The sequence below is a fragment of the Streptomyces sp. NBC_01508 genome (assembly GCF_045040315.1).
Classification (GTDB): domain Bacteria; phylum Actinomycetota; class Actinomycetes; order Streptomycetales; family Streptomycetaceae; genus Streptomyces.
Genome location: NZ_CP109419.1, coordinates 7,128,391 through 7,144,062 on the forward strand (window position 1 = coordinate 7,128,391; position 15,672 = coordinate 7,144,062).

At 70.3% G+C, this 15,672-nt stretch carries 14 protein-coding genes; 10 read left to right on the plus strand and 4 right to left on the minus strand.

Annotation, left to right across the window (positions count from 1 at the left end):
* The first annotated feature begins 63 nt into the window (after window positions 1-63).
* From argJ to OG700_RS32920, 4 genes are read left to right on the plus strand one after another with little or no spacing between them, the layout of a single operon-like run.
* Entirely contained in the window at window positions 64-1,233 is a 1,170-nt protein-coding gene (gene argJ, locus OG700_RS32905; RefSeq protein WP_405619987.1) for a bifunctional glutamate N-acetyltransferase/amino-acid acetyltransferase ArgJ, read from the plus strand.
* Entirely contained in the window at window positions 1,230-2,216 is a 987-nt protein-coding gene (argB, locus tag OG700_RS32910; protein WP_405619989.1) for an acetylglutamate kinase, read from the plus strand. The genes argJ and argB overlap by 4 nt, the downstream gene beginning before the upstream one ends.
* Window positions 2,213-3,427, plus strand: a complete 1,215-nt coding sequence (locus tag OG700_RS32915) for an acetylornithine transaminase (RefSeq protein WP_405619991.1) — start codon at window positions 2,213-2,215, stop codon at window positions 3,425-3,427. Before argB ends, OG700_RS32915 begins: the two co-directional genes overlap by 4 nt.
* 7 nt (window positions 3,428-3,434) lie before the next feature.
* A complete protein-coding gene (locus OG700_RS32920; protein ID WP_405619993.1) occupies window positions 3,435-4,031 on the plus strand; it encodes an arginine repressor in 597 nt (198 codons plus the stop codon).
* A gap of 16 nt (window positions 4,032-4,047) precedes the next feature.
* On the opposite strand, the gene OG700_RS32925 is transcribed toward OG700_RS32920, so the two are convergent.
* Window positions 4,048-4,761 (minus strand): L,D-transpeptidase, encoded by a 714-nt coding sequence (locus OG700_RS32925; protein WP_405619995.1) that lies wholly within the window; start codon window positions 4,759-4,761, stop codon window positions 4,048-4,050.
* 63 nt (window positions 4,762-4,824) lie between these two features.
* Complete coding sequence (locus tag OG700_RS32930) at window positions 4,825-5,442, minus strand: pyridoxamine 5'-phosphate oxidase family protein (protein ID WP_405619997.1); 618 nt, start codon at window positions 5,440-5,442, stop codon at window positions 4,825-4,827.
* 60 nt (window positions 5,443-5,502) lie between these two features.
* Here OG700_RS32930 and OG700_RS32935 point away from each other — a divergent pair, with 60 nt between their 5' ends.
* From OG700_RS32935 to argH, 3 genes are all read left to right on the plus strand, one after another.
* Entirely contained in the window at window positions 5,503-5,889 is a 387-nt protein-coding gene (locus OG700_RS32935; protein ID WP_405619999.1) for a DUF488 domain-containing protein, read from the plus strand.
* 85 nt (window positions 5,890-5,974) lie between these two features.
* Window positions 5,975-7,168 carry an argininosuccinate synthase gene (locus tag OG700_RS32940; protein WP_405620001.1) on the plus strand — a complete coding sequence of 398 codons (1,194 nt, stop codon included), beginning with the start codon at window positions 5,975-5,977 and terminating at the stop codon, window positions 7,166-7,168.
* A 154-nt stretch (window positions 7,169-7,322) separates the two neighbouring features.
* Complete coding sequence (gene argH / locus OG700_RS32945) at window positions 7,323-8,753, plus strand: argininosuccinate lyase (protein ID WP_405620003.1); 1,431 nt, start codon at window positions 7,323-7,325, stop codon at window positions 8,751-8,753.
* A gap of 66 nt (window positions 8,754-8,819) precedes the next feature.
* Here argH and OG700_RS32950 read toward each other — a convergent pair whose 3' ends face one another.
* A complete protein-coding gene (locus tag OG700_RS32950) occupies window positions 8,820-11,039 on the minus strand; it encodes an NADP-dependent isocitrate dehydrogenase (protein ID WP_405620005.1) in 2,220 nt (739 codons plus the stop codon).
* 188 nt (window positions 11,040-11,227) lie between these two features.
* Between OG700_RS32950 and OG700_RS32955 the strand changes: the two genes are divergently transcribed.
* Both OG700_RS32955 and OG700_RS32960 read left to right on the plus strand, forming a co-directional pair.
* Window positions 11,228-11,776, plus strand: a complete 549-nt coding sequence (locus OG700_RS32955) for a TetR/AcrR family transcriptional regulator (RefSeq protein WP_405620007.1) — start codon at window positions 11,228-11,230, stop codon at window positions 11,774-11,776.
* Window positions 11,773-13,320, plus strand: a complete 1,548-nt coding sequence (locus tag OG700_RS32960) for a DHA2 family efflux MFS transporter permease subunit (protein WP_405620009.1) — start codon at window positions 11,773-11,775, stop codon at window positions 13,318-13,320. The genes OG700_RS32955 and OG700_RS32960 overlap by 4 nt, the downstream gene beginning before the upstream one ends.
* 74 nt (window positions 13,321-13,394) lie before the next feature.
* Here OG700_RS32960 and OG700_RS32965 read toward each other — a convergent pair whose 3' ends face one another.
* Window positions 13,395-14,018: a lysophospholipid acyltransferase family protein gene (locus tag OG700_RS32965; protein WP_405620011.1), complete on the minus strand. Its 624-nt coding sequence runs from the start codon at window positions 14,016-14,018 to the stop codon at window positions 13,395-13,397.
* A 298-nt stretch (window positions 14,019-14,316) separates the two neighbouring features.
* Here OG700_RS32965 and OG700_RS32970 point away from each other — a divergent pair, with 298 nt between their 5' ends.
* Window positions 14,317-15,486, plus strand: a complete 1,170-nt coding sequence (locus tag OG700_RS32970; protein WP_405620013.1) for a glycerophosphodiester phosphodiesterase — start codon at window positions 14,317-14,319, stop codon at window positions 15,484-15,486.
* Window positions 15,487-15,672: the final 186 nt, after the last annotated feature.

Sequence of the window (15,672 nt, forward strand, 5' to 3'; positions counted from 1 at the left end):
GCACGGCCCCGCGGCGCAGGACACCCACCCCCACCCGAAGCTCCACCCGACCAAGGAGATGCAGTGAGCGTCACGGCAGCAGGCGGATTCACGGCGGCGGGCATCACCGCCGGGATCAAGGACAGCGGCACCCCGGACCTGGCCCTCGTGGTCAACACCGGCCCGCGCCGCGCCGCCGCCGGCGTCTTCACCTCCAACCGCGTCAAGGCCGCACCCGTCCTGTGGTCGGAACAGGTCGTCAAGGGCGGCCAGATCTCCGCCGTCGTCCTCAACTCCGGTGGTGCCAACGCCTGTACGGGCCCCAAGGGCTTCCAGGACACCCACGCCACCGCCGAGAAGGTCGCCGAGGTTCTCAACTCCACGGCCCCCGGTGACCACAGCCCCGGCGAGATCGCCGTCGCCTCCACCGGGCTCATCGGTATCAGCCTCCCGATGGACAAGCTTCTGCCCGGCGTCGAGAAGGCCGCGGCCGAACTCTCCCCGCACGGCGGCGAGAAGGCCGCCATCGCCATCAAGACCACCGACAGCGTGCACAAGACGGCCGTCGCGGGCGGCGACGGCTGGACCGTCGGCGGTATGGCCAAGGGCGCGGGCATGCTCGCCCCCGGCCTCGCCACCATGCTCGTCGTGCTCACCACGGACGCCGATGTCGACAGCCCCGCGCTCGACTCTGCCCTGCGCGCCGCCACCCGGACCACCTTCGACCGGGTCGACTCCGACGGCTGCATGTCCACCAACGACACCGTGCTGCTGCTCGCCTCCGGCGCCTCCCGAGTGACGCCCGGATACGAGGAGTTCGCGGAAGCCGTCCGTACGGTCTGCGACGACCTGGGCCGCCAGCTCATCGGCGACGCCGAAGGCGCCAGCAAGGACATCCGGATCGAGGTGATCAACGCGGCGACCGAGGACGACGCCGTCGAGGTGGGCCGCTCGATCGCCCGCAACAATCTCCTCAAGTGCGCGCTGCACGGCGAGGACCCCAACTGGGGCCGCGTCCTGTCCGCGATCGGCACGACCTCCGCCGCCTTCGACCCCGACCAGCTCAACGTCGCGATCAACGACATCTGGGTCTGCAAGAACGGCTCAGTCGGCGAGGACCGTGACCTGGTCGACATGCGCTTCCGGGAGGTGCGGATCACCGCCGATCTCGCCGCCGGTCCGCAGTCGGCCGTCATCTGGACCAACGACCTCACCGCCGACTACGTCCACGAGAACAGCGCGTACAGCTCATGACCACGCCCGAGAACACCGCGCCCGAGAACACCGCGCCCGAGCACATCGCGCCCAAACACACCGCCCGCAAGCACACCGCGCTGCCCAAGGCGCAGATCCTCATCGAGGCGCTGCCCTGGCTCACCCGCCACAACGGCAGGATCGTCGTCATCAAGTTCGGCGGCAACGCCATGGTGGACGACGACCTCAAGGCCGCCTTCGCCCAGGACGTCGTCTTCCTGCGCCAGGCCGGCCTCAAGCCGGTCGTCGTGCACGGCGGCGGCCCCCAGATCAGCGCGCAGCTCGACCGGCACGGGCTGGTCAGCGAGTTCAAGGCCGGGCTGCGGGTCACCACCCCCGAGGCGATGGACGTCGTACGGATGGTGCTCGCCGGCCAGGTCCAGCGCGAACTCGTCGGACTGCTCAACCAGCACGGCCCGCTCGCCGTCGGCATGACGGGCGAGGACGCGCACACCATCTCGGCGACCCGGCACCGGCCGCGTATCGACGGCGAGTTGGTCGACATCGGCCGGGTCGGCGAGATCACCGCGATCGACCCGGGCGCCATCGAGGCACTGCTCGCCGACGGCCGTATCCCGGTCATCTCCTCCATCGCGCGCAGCGCCGACGACGGACACGTCTACAACGTCAACGCAGACACCGCCGCCGCCGCGCTCGCCGCGGCGCTCGGGGCCGAGACGCTGATGGTCCTCACCGATGTCGAGGGTCTGTACGAGGACTGGCCGAACAACGACGACGTGATCAGCAGGCTCACGGCCACCGAGCTGGAGAAGCTGCTGCCCGAGCTGTCCAGCGGCATGGTGCCGAAGATGGAGGGCTGTCTGTTCGCCGTACGCAACGGGGTCAACACCGCCCGCGTACTCGACGGCCGCGTGCAGCACTCGATCCTGCTGGAGATCTTCACCGACGAAGGCATCGGCACGATGGTCGTCCCCGACGGGACGGCGGGCACACCGGAGACCACGACAGGGGGAGCGGCATGACCGACGACAGCAACCAGGAGTTCACGCGGCGCTGGCAGCACGTCATGGCCGACAACTACGGCACCCCGCCGCTGTCCCTCGTGCGCGGCGCGGGGGCCACAGTCTGGGACGCCGACGGCACCGCGTACACCGACTTCGTCGCCGGTATCGCGGTGAACGCCCTCGGCCACGCCCACCCCGCCGTGGTCGACGCCGTCTCCCGGCAGATCGCCTCCCTCGGGCATGTGTCGAACCTGTACGTCGCCGGCCCGCCCATCGCCCTCGCCGAACGGCTCATCGCCCTCGCCGACCGCCCCGGCCGCGTCTTCTTCTGCAACTCGGGCGCCGAGGCGAACGAGGCCGCGTTCAAGATCGGCCGGCTCACCGGCCGCCGTCACATGGTCGCCACCGAGGGCGGCTTCCACGGCCGCACGATGGGCGCGCTCGCGCTCACCGGCCAGCAGGCCAAGCGGGAGCCCTTCCTGCCGCTGCCCGGCGACGTCACCCACATTCCGTACGGAGACGTCGACGCGCTGCGGGCGGCCGTCACCGAGGAGACCGCGCTGCTGATCATCGAGCCGATCCAGGGGGAGAACGGCGTGGTCGTGCCACCCGCGGGCTATCTCGAAGCGGCCCGGGAGATCACCCGCGCCACCGGCACCCTGCTGGTGCTCGACGAGGTCCAGACGGGTGTCGGCCGGACCGGGCACTGGTTCGAGTACCAGGCGCACCAGGGCGTCGAGCCCGATGTCGTGACGCTCGCCAAGGGCCTCGGCGGCGGTCTGCCGCTCGGCGCGACGCTCGCGTTCGGCCCGGCGGCGGACCTGCTCAAGCCCGGTCAGCACGGCACGACCTTCGGCGGCAACCCCGTCGCGTGCGCGGCCGGACTCGCCGTACTGGAAACACTCGGCGCCGACGGCGCGCTCGACCACGTGAAGCGGTTGGGGGAGCGGCTGCGGGACGGAATCGAGGCGCTCGGGCACCCGCTGGTCTCGCATGTCCGCGGCGCGGGACTGCTGCTGGGTATCGTGCTCACCGAGCCGCTCGCGCCACAGGTGCAGCAGGCGGCTCAGGATGCCGGTCTCCTGGTGAACGCGCCAGCTCCCGACGTCGTACGGCTCATGCCACCGCTGATCATCGGCGACGACGAGGTGGACACGTTCCTCCAAGCCCTGCCCGGCGTCCTCGACACCGCCCACGGGACCAACGGGGACGGACGAACCGGGGAATGAGACGACGATGACCGAGGCGCAGGCACCCGAGCACAACGGGATCGACACGGACGGCGCGAACGGAGCGACCGGGACGAGCGGCGGGGCCGAGCACATCGGCCCCTCCGTCCCGCAGACGCGCACGGCACGGCACCGCCGGATCGTGGACATCCTCAACCGGCAGCCGGTCCGCAGCCAGAGCCAGCTCGCCAAGCTCCTCGCCGACGACGGTCTGAACGTCACCCAGGCGACGCTCTCGCGCGACCTGGACGAGCTGGGCGCCGTGAAGATCCGCAACACCGGCGGCGAACTGATCTACGCGGTCCCCAGCGAGGGCGGCTACCGCACCCCGCACGCCCCCCTCGGCGAGTCGGCGAAGGAGGAGCGGATGCGGCGCCTCTCCGGCGAACTGCTCATCTCCGCCGAGGCGTCCGCCAACCTCGTGGTGCTCCGTACGCCGCCGGGCGCCGCCCAGTTCCTCGCCTCGGCCATCGACCAGGCCGAACTGCGGCCGATCCTCGGCACCATCGCCGGGGACGACACGCTGCTGCTGATCAGCCGCGACCCGGCGGGCGGGCAGGCACTCGCGGACCACCTGCTGCGGCTGGCCCAGAAGGACAGCTGACACCTCGCGGGGCCGGTCAGTAGTTGGTGATCGCCGTACGCCCCGAGGCCGTGCCCACCGCGATGTGCGGTGCGCGCCCGGGGTCGGCCCACGCGAGGATGCGGCTCATCGCCCCGGCCGGCACGGAGACACAACCGGCCGTCGCGCCCTTGCCGTTGACGTGCAGGAAGATCCCGGCGCCCCGGCCGCGTACGGGCCGGTCGTAGTTGAAGCCGATGACCAGGGCGTGCGCGTACTGGGTGCCGTAATCGGTCAGCTTCTCGGCCTCCGCCGCGCGGCAGTCGGCCGGCAGCCCCTCCACCCAGCGGTTGTACGCACGCGAGTCGTTGTCCTGGCACCACCAGGACCGGTCGGTCACCGGGCGGTACGCGTAACGGGTCCCGGCCGGCGCCGGCCGGATGCCGAAGGCGTACGGCAGGTCGTACAGCCCGGTCGGCGTGGTCGAGGTGCCCTGCTCGCGTGCGCCGCCCCGGACCAGCCCGCCGGCGCCGAACCGCGCGTCGGCCGACCCCGCCGCCACCCAGCGGTCCCCGCGCCGGTCCCACCAGGTGACGCGGCCGGTGGTCGCGCCGGTGGTCGCGGCCTCGGCGGTGATCAGCTGGCTGCCGCCGCCGGTGTCGGCCATCCGCTCGGGGAGCGGCGCGGAGGTTTCGGCGGGCGCGACCGGCCCGGCCGCGACGGTGGCGACGACGGCGAGCAGGACCGAGCCGAGCGAGAGAAGGGTGCGCATGCTCGGACGGTATGCCGGTCACCGGGTGACGGCCTCTCAGGTCCCGGCTCCGCCGGACAGGACCTAAGCCGAACGGGCGATCTCGGTGACCTCGGCGGGCAGGTCGGGGCGCGCGGGCAGCGGCAGGGGGAGCGCGGGCAGCCCGTCCAGGCTCACGCCCACGTGCTCTTTCTTCTCGCAGTACGCCGCGAACTCCTCGTCACTCTTCCTGGCGAAGTGCTGGGCGTGCTGCGTGCGCTCCTCTCGGTACTCCATGAAGGGGACGGCGAACCCGCAGGAGTCGCTGATCCGTACCGCGCCGACCAGGATGATCGCCCGCGCGCTCGGCCCGTCCGCGTCCGCGAAGCGCGCGATGTACTCCCCCCAGCGCGGGTCGTCCCGGAACACCGGCTCCCCGCGCCCGTGCACCCGCACGATCTTCGGCGGGCCGTCGAACGCGCACCACATGAGGGTGATGCGGCTGTTCTCCCGCAGGTGGGCGATGGTCTCCGCGCCGCTGCCGCCGAAGTCGAGATACGCGAGCGTCGACTCGTCCAGCACGACGAGACTGCCGGAGCGTCCCTTGGGCGAGACGTTGACGTGACCGTCGTCGGCGCGTGGGGCCGTTGCGGTGAAGAAGACGGGCTGTTCCTCGATGAAGGTGCGAATACGTCCGTCGATCCGTTCGTAGTGCTTTCCCATGGCATCTATTGTCGGCGCCGACGCTCGCACACGTCGAGATGTTTCCGAGGGGCGGAAGGCATGACGGACAGGACGAAGCCCACACACGAGGTACGGGTCCGCCGGGTCTACGAGGCGGCGGCGCCGGACGACGGGACACGGGTGCTGGTCGACCGCCTCTGGCCGCGCGGGCTCGCCAAGAGCGCCGCCGTCTTCGACGACTGGCTGAAGGACGCGGCGCCCTCGGCCGAGCTGCGGAAGTGGTACGGCCACGATCCGGGCCGGTACGCGGCGTTCGCCGACCGCTACCGGGCCGAGCTGGCGGAGCCCGGATCGGCCGCCTCCGATGCCCTGGAACGCCTCCGGACGCTGGCCGCCGAGGGCACGCTCACACTGCTCACGGCCACCAAGGACCTGGAGCACAGCCACCCCCTGGTGCTGGCCACGGAGATCACGGAGAGCGGCTGAGGGACCACTCAGGGGTCACGTTGACAAAACATACGGTGCACTGCATAGTTATACCCATCAGCGTATGCACCGTAAGGAGAAACCCGTGACCGAGCGCGTCGTACTCGCCTACTCAGGAGGCCTGGACACTTCCGTCGCCATCGGCTGGATCGCCGAGGAGACGGGCGCCGAGGTCATCGCCGTCGCCGTGGATGTCGGTCAGGGCGGCGAGGACCTGGACGTCATCCGCAAGCGCGCGCTCGCCTGCGGTGCCGTCGAGGCCGAGGTCGCCGACGCCAAGGACGAGTTCGCCGAGGAGTACTGCCTCCCGGCGATCAAGGCCAACGCGCTCTACATGGACCGCTACCCGCTGGTCTCCGCGATCTCCCGGCCGGCGATCGTCAAGCACCTCGTGGCCGCCGCCAAGAAGCACGGCGCCGACACCGTCGCCCACGGCTGCACCGGCAAGGGCAACGACCAGGTCCGGTTCGAGGCCGGCATCGTCGCCCTCGCCCCCGAGCTGAAGTGCATCGCCCCGGTCCGCGACTACGCGATGACCCGGGACAAGGCGATCGCCTTCTGCGAGGAGAAGAACCTCCCGATCGCGACCACCAAGAAGTCCCCGTACTCCATCGACCAGAACGTCTTCGGACGGGCCGTCGAGACGGGCTTCCTGGAGGACATCTGGAACGGTCCGATCGAGGACATCTACGAGTACACCTCCAACCCGGCGGAGCACCGCGAGGCCGACGAGGTCGTCATCTCCTTCAAGGAGGGTGTCCCGGTCGCCATCGACGGCAAGCCCGTCTCGGTCCTCCAGGCGATCCAGCAGCTCAACGAGCGGGCCGGCGGCCAGGGCATCGGCCGGATCGACATGGTCGAGGACCGGCTCGTGGGTATCAAGTCCCGTGAGGTGTACGAGGCCCCGGGCGCGATCGCGCTGATCACCGCCCACCAGGAGCTGGAGAACGTCACCGTCGAGCGCGAACTGGCCCGCTACAAGCGGCAGGTCGAGCAGCGGTGGGGCGAGATGGTCTACGACGGCCTGTGGTTCTCCCCGCTCAAGCGCGCCCTGGACGGCTTCATCAACGAGGCCAACCAGCACGTCACCGGCGACATCCGGATGACGCTGCACGGTGGCCGTGCCGTCGTCACCGGTCGGCGCTCGGACGAGTCGCTGTACGACTTCAACCTGGCGACGTACGACTCGGGCGACACCTTCGACCAGTCCAAGGCGCAGGGCTTCATCGAGCTGTTCGGCCTCTCCGCGAAGATCGCCGCCAAGCGCGACCAGGCCTGATCACCTTGAGCCCGTCCGGCGATCGAGGACGGGCTCGGGGCGGGGCCGAGGACGGGCTCGGGGACGGAGCCCCGATTTCGGGAAGGGGCGGGGCAGGGGAGAGAATCCCTCACCCCGCCCATAGTTGTGACCGCACGCAAGGAGCGACCCAGCAGTGAGTAGCAGCAACACCGGTGACGTCCGGCTCTGGGGTGGCCGTTTCGCCGACGGCCCCGCCGAGGCCCTGGCCAAGCTGTCGGCGTCCGTGCACTTCGACTGGCGCCTCGCGCCGTACGACATCGCGGGCTCCCGCGCGCACGCGCGCGTGCTCAACAAGGCGGATCTCCTCGACGAGGACGAGCTGGACCGGATGCTCGCCGGGCTCGACCGGCTGGAGGCGGCCGTCGCCGACGGCTCCTTCACCGGGACCGTCGCCGACGAGGACGTCCACACCGCCCTGGAACGCGGGCTCCTCGAACAGCTGGGCGCGGACCTCGGCGGCAAGCTGCGCGCCGGCCGGTCCCGTAACGACCAGGTCGCCACCCTCTTCAAGATGTATCTGCGCGACCACGCGCGGATCATCGGCGCGCTGATCGCCGACCTCCAGGAGGCGCTCGTCGGTCTCGCCGAGGCGCACCCGGACGTGGCCATGCCGGGCCGTACGCATCTCCAGCACGCCCAGCCGGTGCTCTTCGCGCACCATGTGCTGGCACATGTGCAGGCCCTGTCGCGGGACGCGGAGCGGCTGCGGCAGTGGGACGAGCGGACGGCGGTCTCCCCGTACGGCTCCGGCGCGCTGGCCGGGTCGTCGCTGGGTCTCGACCCGGAGGCGGTCGCCGCGGACCTCGGCTTCGAGCACGGCTCCGCCGCCAACTCCATCGACGGCACGGCCGCACGGGACTTCGCTGCCGAGTTCGCCTTCATCACCGCGATGATCGGCGTGAATCTCTCGCGCATCGCCGAAGAGGTCATCATCTGGAACACGAAGGAGTTCTCCTTCGTCACGCTGCACGACGCGTTCTCCACCGGCTCGTCGATCATGCCGCAGAAGAAGAACCCGGACATCGCCGAGCTGGCGCGCGGCAAGTCGGGCCGGCTGATCGGCAATCTGACGGGGCTGCTGGCCACGCTCAAGGCGCTGCCCCTCGCGTACAACCGCGATCTCCAGGAGGACAAGGAGCCGGTCTTCGACTCCTGCGACCAACTGGAGGTCCTGCTCCCCGCGTTCACCGGGATGATGGCGACGCTCACCGTCAACCGGGAGCGGATGGCGGAGCTGGCCCCGGCCGGTTTCTCGCTGGCCACCGACATCGCCGAGTGGCTGGTGCGGCAGGGTGTGCCGTTCCGGGTCGCGCACGAGGTCGCGGGAGAGTGCGTCAAGGTGTGCGAGAAGGAGGGGATCGAGCTGGCTGATCTGACGGACGATCAGTTCGCGTCGATCTCCGCGTATCTGACACCGGAAGTACGTACGGTCCTCAACGTCTCCGGCGCGCTGGCCTCCCGCGACGGCCGCGGCGGTACGGCGCCTTCGGCGGTCGCGGTCCAGCTCGCCGAGGTGAAGACGGACCTGGCGATCCAGCACGCGTGGGCGACGGCCAAGAAGTAGCGGGTACGAGAAGGCCGGGCGCGCCGCGGAAGCGGCCCGCCCGGCACTCTCATACGCGCATCAGGATCAACCCAGCGTGGAGATCGCCTGGTTGAACGTCTTCGACGGCCGCATCACTGCCTCGGCCTTGGCCGGGTCCGGCTGGTAGTAGCCGCCGATGTCGACCGGCGCCCCCTGCACGGCGACCAGTTCGGCCACGATCGTCTGCTCCTGCTCGGCCAGCGTCGTGGCGAGCGTCGCGAACGCGTCGGCGAGCTGCGCGTCCTCGGTCTGCTTCGCCAGCTCCCGCGCCCAGTAGAGCGCCAGGTAGAAGTGGCTGCCGCGGTTGTCGATGCCGCCGACCTTGCGGCTGGGCGACTTGTTCTCGCTCAGGAACGTGCCGGTGGCGCGGTCGAGCGTGTCGGCCAGCACCTGGGCGCGCGCGTTGCCCGTGGTGGTCGCGAGGTGCTCGAAGCTGACGGCAAGCGCGAGGAACTCGCCCAGGCTGTCCCAGCGGAGGTAGTCCTCCTTGACGAGCTGCTGCACGTGCTTGGGAGCCGAGCCGCCCGCGCCCGTCTCGAAGAGCCCGCCGCCGTTGATGAGCGGTACGACCGAGAGCATCTTGGCGCTCGTACCGAGCTCCAGGATCGGGAAGAGGTCGGTCAGATAGTCACGCAGGACGTTGCCGGTCACCGAGATGGTGTCCTCGCCGCGCCGGATGCGCTCCAGCGAGAACGCGATCGCCTCGACGGGCGTCATGATCTCGATGGTCAGACCGTCGGTGTCGTGCTCGGGCAGGTACGCGTTCACCTTGGCGATCAGGTTGGCGTCGTGCGCGCGGCCCTCGTCCAGCCAGAACACGGCCGGGTTTCCGGTGGCGCGAGCGCGGCTGACGGCCAGCTTGACCCAGTCCTGGATCGGCACGTCCTTGGTCTGACACATCCGGAAGACGTCGCCGGCGCTGACCGTCTGCTCCAGTACGGCGTCGCCCGCCGCGTTCACGACGCGCACCGTGCCGGTGGCGGGGATCTCGAAGGTCTTGTCGTGGCTGCCGTACTCCTCGGCCGCCTGCGCCATCAGGCCGACGTTGGGCACCGAGCCCATGGTCGACGGGTCGTAGGCGCCGTTGGCGCGGCAGTCGTCGATGACGACCTGGTAGATGCCCGCGTAGCTGCTGTCCGGGATGACGGCGAGCGTGTCGGCCTCGCCGCCGTCCGGGCCCCACATGTGGCCGGAGGTGCGGATCATGGCCGGCATGGAGGCGTCGACGATGACATCGCTCGGCACGTGCAGGTTGGTGATGCCCTTGTCGGAGTCGACCATCGCCAGCGCCGGGCCCTCGGCCAGCTCGGCGGTGAAGGACTCGGCGATCTTCGATCCCTCGGGCAGCGACTCAAGGCCCTTGAGGATGCCGCCGAGACCGTCGTTGGGGGTCAGTCCGGCCGCCGCGAGCGTGTGGCCGTGCTCCGCGAACGTCTTGGGGAAGAAGGCGCGCACCGTGTGACCGAAGATGATCGGGTCGGAGACCTTCATCATCGTGGCCTTCAGGTGCACCGAGAACAGCACGTCCTCGGCCTTGGCACGGGCGATCTGCGCCGTGAGGAACTCACGCAGCGCGGCCACGCGCATCGCGGACACGTCCACGACCTCGCCGGCCAGCACGGGCACCGACTCGCGCAGGACGGTGGTGTTCCCGTCGTCGCCCACCAGCTCGATCCGCAGCGAGCCGGCCTCGGCGATCACGGCGGACTTCTCGGTGGAACGGAAGTCGTCGGCGTCCATGTGCGCGACGTTCGTCTTCGACTCGGGCGTCCAGGCGCCCATCCGGTGCGGGTGCGCCTTGGCGTAGTTCTTCACCGAGGCAGGGGCGCGGCGGTCCGAGTTGCCCTCGCGCAGCACCGGGTTGACGGCGCTGCCCTTGACCTTGTCGTAGCGCGCCCGTACGTCCTTGTCCTCGTCGGACTTCGGGTCGTCCGGGTAGTCGGGCAGCGCGTAGCCCTGCTGCTGGAGCTCGGTGATCGCCGCCTTCAGCTGCGGGATCGACGCCGAGATGTTCGGCAGCTTGATGATGTTCGCCTCGGGGGTCTTGGCGAGGGCGCCCAGCTCCGCGAGCGCGTCATCGATCCGCTGTCCCTCTTCGAGACGGTCGGCGAAACCGGCGATGATCCGCCCCGCCAGGGAGATGTCACGGCGCTCCACCGTGACCCCGGCCGTCGAGGCATAGGCCTCGACCACAGGCAGGAATGAGTACGTAGCCAAGGCCGGGGCCTCGTCGGTATGCGTGTAAATGATGGTCGAGTCTGTCACCGGGTGCTCCGCTCCACGTCTGCAACATTGCTCGACATCAAGATATCTCCTCGCCAGGTCGCGCTCGACAGTGGCCCGAAGTGGTCCGAAGTAGTCGGAAGCAGTCCCAAGTGGCCTGACGTTGTCCGAGATGAGCGCCACTCGTATTGAATGAGACAACAGCGTCTCATTCGGTCTATGGTCGTCTCATGACAGTCGACCGGGACCAGGTGCTGCGCACGGCCGCCGCCCTCCTCACCCGCAAGGCCACCGCCACCATGGACGAGGTCGCGCGGGCGTCCGGCATAGGCCGGGCCACCCTGCACCGGCACTTCGCGGGACGCGACGCGCTGGTCAGGGCCCTGGAGGAGCTGGGCATCCAGGAGTTCGAAGCGGCGCTCGACGCGGCCAGGACCGACGAGGGGGCCGCGAGCGACGCCGTACGCCGGCTCATCACCGAGATCGAGCCGTCCGCCGGGCTTCTCGCCTTCCTCGTCACCGAGAACCAGCTCTTCGAGGGCGAGATGAACGAAGGCTGGGACCGGCTCGACACCCGCGTGGCCGTGCTCTTCCGGCGCGGACAGGAGCGGGGCGAGTTCCGCATCGACCTGAGCCCCGCCTGGCTCACCGACGCCTTCTACGGACTCGTCAGCTCCGGCTTCTGGTCCGTTCACGACGGACGGGTCGCCGCGAAGGACTTCCAGTACATGATCGCCGAGTTGCTGCTCGGCGGCGCACGACGGAGCGTGGAGCAATGATCAGGACCGAACGGCCGGCGACGGAGACGGACCCACGGCCCCGCCCCGGGCGCTGGCTCGCCCTGTCCGTGCTCGTCCTGGCCGTACTGCTGGTGGCGGTCGACGCCACGGTGCTCGGCCTCGCCACGCCGTTCCTCAGCGAGGACCTCAAGCCGTCCGGCACCCAACTGCTCTGGATCGGCGACATCTACTCGTTCGTCATCGCCGGCCTGCTCGTCTCCATGGGCAGCCTCGGTGACCGGATCGGCCGTAAGAAGCTGCTGCTGACCGGCGCGGTCGCCTTCGGGGCCGTCTCCGTACTCAACGCCTACGCGACCAGCCCGGAGATGATGATCATCGCGCGGGCGCTGCTGGGTGTGGCGGGCGCGACGCTGATGCCGTCCACGCTGGCCCTGATCCGCAACATCTTCCACGACCCCAAGGAGCGCAGCCTCGCCATCGGCATCTGGGGCGCCGCGGCGTCGGCGGGCGCGGCCGTCGGGCCGGTCGTCGGCGGATTCCTGCTGGAGCACTTCTGGTGGGGCTCGGTCTTCCTGATCAACCTGCCCGTCATGGCGGTCCTCGTCGTCGTCGGCGCCAAACTCCTGCCCGAGTCGAAGAACCCCGAGCCCGGCCCCTGGGACGTGCTCAGTGTGGTGCTGTCCCTCGCCGGGATCGTCGGCGTCGTGTACGCCATCAAGGAAGCCGCCGCGCACGGGCTGCGCTGGGACATCGCCGCCTCGGCGGTCGTCGGCGTCGGGGCGCTTGTCTGGTTCGTCCGCAGACAGCTCACGATCCGCTTCCCGCTGCTCGACATGCGGCTGTTCCGCAACCGGGGCTTCTCCGGAGCCGTACTGGCCGATCTGCTGACCATCCTCGGCCTGTCGGGGCTCGTCTTCTTCCTCTCCCAGTATCTGCAACTCGTCCAGGGGCGCGGCCCGTTGGAGGCGGGCGTCGCCGAACTGCCCGCCGCCATCGGCGCCGTGACGGCGGGCCTGCTGGCCGGCCGGGCCGCTCGGCGGTTCTCCGTACGGCTCGTGGTGGCCGGCGGCCTCGCCGGGGTCGGCCTGGCGACCGCCTCGCTCGTCGTCCTGACCGAGCACACCGCCTACCCGATGCTCGGCGCCGTGCTGCTCGTCGTCGGCGTCGGCGCGGGATTCTCCTTCACCGTGACGGCGGACGTGATCCTCTCCAGCGTCCCCAAGGAACAGGCGGGCTCGGCGTCGGCGGTGTCGGAGACGGCGTACGAACTGGGCGCCGCGCTCGGCATCGCGCTCCTCGGCTCCATCGTCACTAGCGTCTACCAGGGCTTCCACACCCCGGCGGGCGTACCGGCCGGGACGGCGGCCGCCGCGCACGAGTCACTGGGCGGCGCGGTGGACGCGGCCGGCGGCATCCCCGCCCACCAGGCCGCGGAGTTGCTCGCCGCGGCACAGGAAGCCTTCGTCCACGGCCTGCGCATCGCGGCGGGCGCCGGGGCGGTCGTGCTGCTCGCGACCTCGGTGGTGGCGTGGTTCCTGCTGCGCGGCCAGAAGCTGGAGGAGAGCCCGGAGGAGCCGGCGTAAGCCCGTCCGGCGATGGAGGACGACCCGACGACCGGCCGGCCCGGCGCACCCGTCCCGGGCCGGGTCCGCCCGGGTCAGGCCGCCTTCGCCTTGGTGGCGTACATGTCCACGTACTCCTGGCCGCCGAGCCGCATGACCTCGGTCATCACGGAGTCGGTCACCGCCCGCAGCACATAGCGGTCGCGGTCCATGCCGTCGTACCGGGAGAACTCCATCGGCGCGCCGAAGCGGACCGTCACCTTGCTCGGCCGCGGCATGCCCGACCCGTTCGGCTGGATCTTGTCCGTGCCGATCATCGCGAAGGGGACCACGGGCGCGCCGGTCATCAGCGTGAGCCGCGCGATGCCCGTACGGCCCCGGTACAGCCGCCCGTCGGGGGAACGGGTGCCCTCCGGGTAGATGCCAAACATATGGCCGTCCTCCAGCACCCGGCGGCCGGTCATCAGCGCGGCGACGCCGCCGTGCCCGCCGTCACGGTCCACCGGGATCATGCCGCAGCCGGTGAAGAACCAGGCCATCAGCCTGCCCTTGAGCCCCTTGCCGGTGACGTACTCGTCCTTGCCGATGAAGAAGACCTGACGGCCGCCGCAGACCAGCGGCAGGATCATCGAGTCGATGAAGGTGAGGTGGTTGCCGGCGAGGATCACCGGACCGGTCCCCGGAATGTTCTCGGCGCCCTCCACCCGTGGCCGGAACATCAGACGCAAGATCGGTCCGAGCACTGCCTTGACGAGTGCAAAGCGGGACAACGGGGTCCTCCGGTTGGTGAGCGGTCGTGTTCGAGCCGACTAACTCTCTGCAGGTGAGGACGATACTCGCGGGTCGGTGCCCCGCGCACATCGGGTTCATCGATCGGATACGCGGTGTTGACACGAGTTTCCGCTGTGTTCGCGCCGGGTCTGCCCCCTGTAGGGGGTGACTGCCTACGATCAAGCCCTCGCTTGACAGGTGCGGGACAGCACAGGGACTTCGCGTGAGACACATGAAGGAGCGTTCATGACACAGGGTGCGGGAAACATCCCGGGACGAAGGACCGTACTGGGAGCGGCGGTGCTCGGCTCGGCGGCACTCGGTCTCTCCGCGGGTACGGCCGGTACGGCGCGGGCGGCGCAGCCCGACGGGCGCGGCGGCCGGCCCCGCCCGCCGTACAAGCGCCTGCCCGTGCCCACGATCGTCGGACACCGCGGCGCCAGTGGATACCGGCCCGAGCACACCCTCGGTTCGTACCAGCACGCGCTCGACCTCGGCGCGCACGTCATCGAGCAGGATCTCGTGCCGACGAAGGACGGCCATCTCGTCTGCCGTCACGAGAACGACATCACGGCGACCACGGACGTCTCCGACCACCCCGGGTTCGCCGGGCGCAGGACGACCAAGAGTGTCGACGGGGTCAGCCTCACCGGCTGGTTCACCGAGGACTTCACCCTCGCCGAGCTGAAGACGCTGCGCGCCACGGAGCGCATCCCGCAGATCCGTCAGCACAACACCCTCTACAACGGCCGCTGGGAGATCCCCACCTTCGATGAGGTGCTGCGCTGGGCCGACGACGAGGGCCGCCGCCGGGGTGAGCCCGTATGGCTGTACGTCGAGACGAAGCACCCCACCTACTTCCGGGGCCTGGGCCTCGGTCTGGAGGAGCGGCTCGCGAAGCTGCTGCGGCGGTACGGCAGGGACCGCCACGACTCCCCGCTCCTCCTCCAGTCCTTCGAGCCGACCAGCATGCGGCGCATGGCCAAGCTGGTCTCGACGCCGCGCGTCGTGCTGTTCGACGCGGCGGACACCCAGCCGTGGGACTTCAAGGAGTCGGGCGACCCGCGTTTCGTCGCCGACCTCGTCACGCCCGAGGGTCTGAAGTGGATCGCGTCGTTCGCGCAGGGCATCGGCCCGTGGGTGGACCTGATCATTCCGAGGGACGAGGACGGCAGGCTGGGCGAGCCGACCACGCTGGTGCGTGACGCCCATGCGAAGGACCTGATCCTCCACCCCTACACGATGCGCAACGAGAACAGCTTCCTGCCGGCCGAGTTCCGGATCGGTACGGATCCGGACGCGTACGGCGACGCCTTCGGAGCCTTCCAGGTCTACTTCGAGCAGGGCATCGACGGCATCTTCACCGACAACCCGGACACGGGTCTGCTGGCCGCCGCCGACTTCACCAAGGACTGAGTCCGCCGGGCGGGTACTCGATTGTGCCCGCCCTGTCGTGCCCCGCCCCGCCCGGCTCGTTCCGTCCGGCTGGTGCGGCCGGGGCACAACAGGTCGCGGGGGAGCGCGAGTTGGGCGTGGGGCGGCGGAACGTACACCTGGCCGCCGCCCGGGCCCGTCGGCTGCGAAGTTGTCGCCACAACGCCC

What these genes read in the sequence shown, in the direction of transcription:
- OG700_RS32955 (WP_405620007.1), top strand. Translation starts at nt 11,228, where the DNA reads ATGACAGTCGACCGGGACCAGGTGCTGCGCACGGCCGCCGCCCTCCTC.
- OG700_RS32960 (WP_405620009.1), top strand. Translation starts at nt 11,773, where the DNA reads ATGATCAGGACCGAACGGCCGGCGACGGAGACGGACCCACGGCCCCGC.
- OG700_RS32930 (WP_405619997.1), bottom strand. Translation starts at nt 5,442, where the DNA reads ATGGGAAAGCACTACGAACGGATCGACGGACGTATTCGCACCTTCATC.
- OG700_RS32935 (WP_405619999.1), top strand. Translation starts at nt 5,503, where the DNA reads ATGACGGACAGGACGAAGCCCACACACGAGGTACGGGTCCGCCGGGTC.
- OG700_RS32915 (WP_405619991.1), top strand. Translation starts at nt 2,213, where the DNA reads ATGACCGACGACAGCAACCAGGAGTTCACGCGGCGCTGGCAGCACGTC.
- OG700_RS32965 (WP_405620011.1), bottom strand. Translation starts at nt 14,018, where the DNA reads ATGTTCCGGCCACGGGTGGAGGGCGCCGAGAACATTCCGGGGACCGGT.
- OG700_RS32925 (WP_405619995.1), bottom strand. Translation starts at nt 4,761, where the DNA reads ATGCGCACCCTTCTCTCGCTCGGCTCGGTCCTGCTCGCCGTCGTCGCC.
- argB (WP_405619989.1), top strand. Translation starts at nt 1,230, where the DNA reads ATGACCACGCCCGAGAACACCGCGCCCGAGAACACCGCGCCCGAGCAC.
- OG700_RS32920 (WP_405619993.1), top strand. Translation starts at nt 3,435, where the DNA reads ATGACCGAGGCGCAGGCACCCGAGCACAACGGGATCGACACGGACGGC.
- OG700_RS32970 (WP_405620013.1), top strand. Translation starts at nt 14,317, where the DNA reads ATGACACAGGGTGCGGGAAACATCCCGGGACGAAGGACCGTACTGGGA.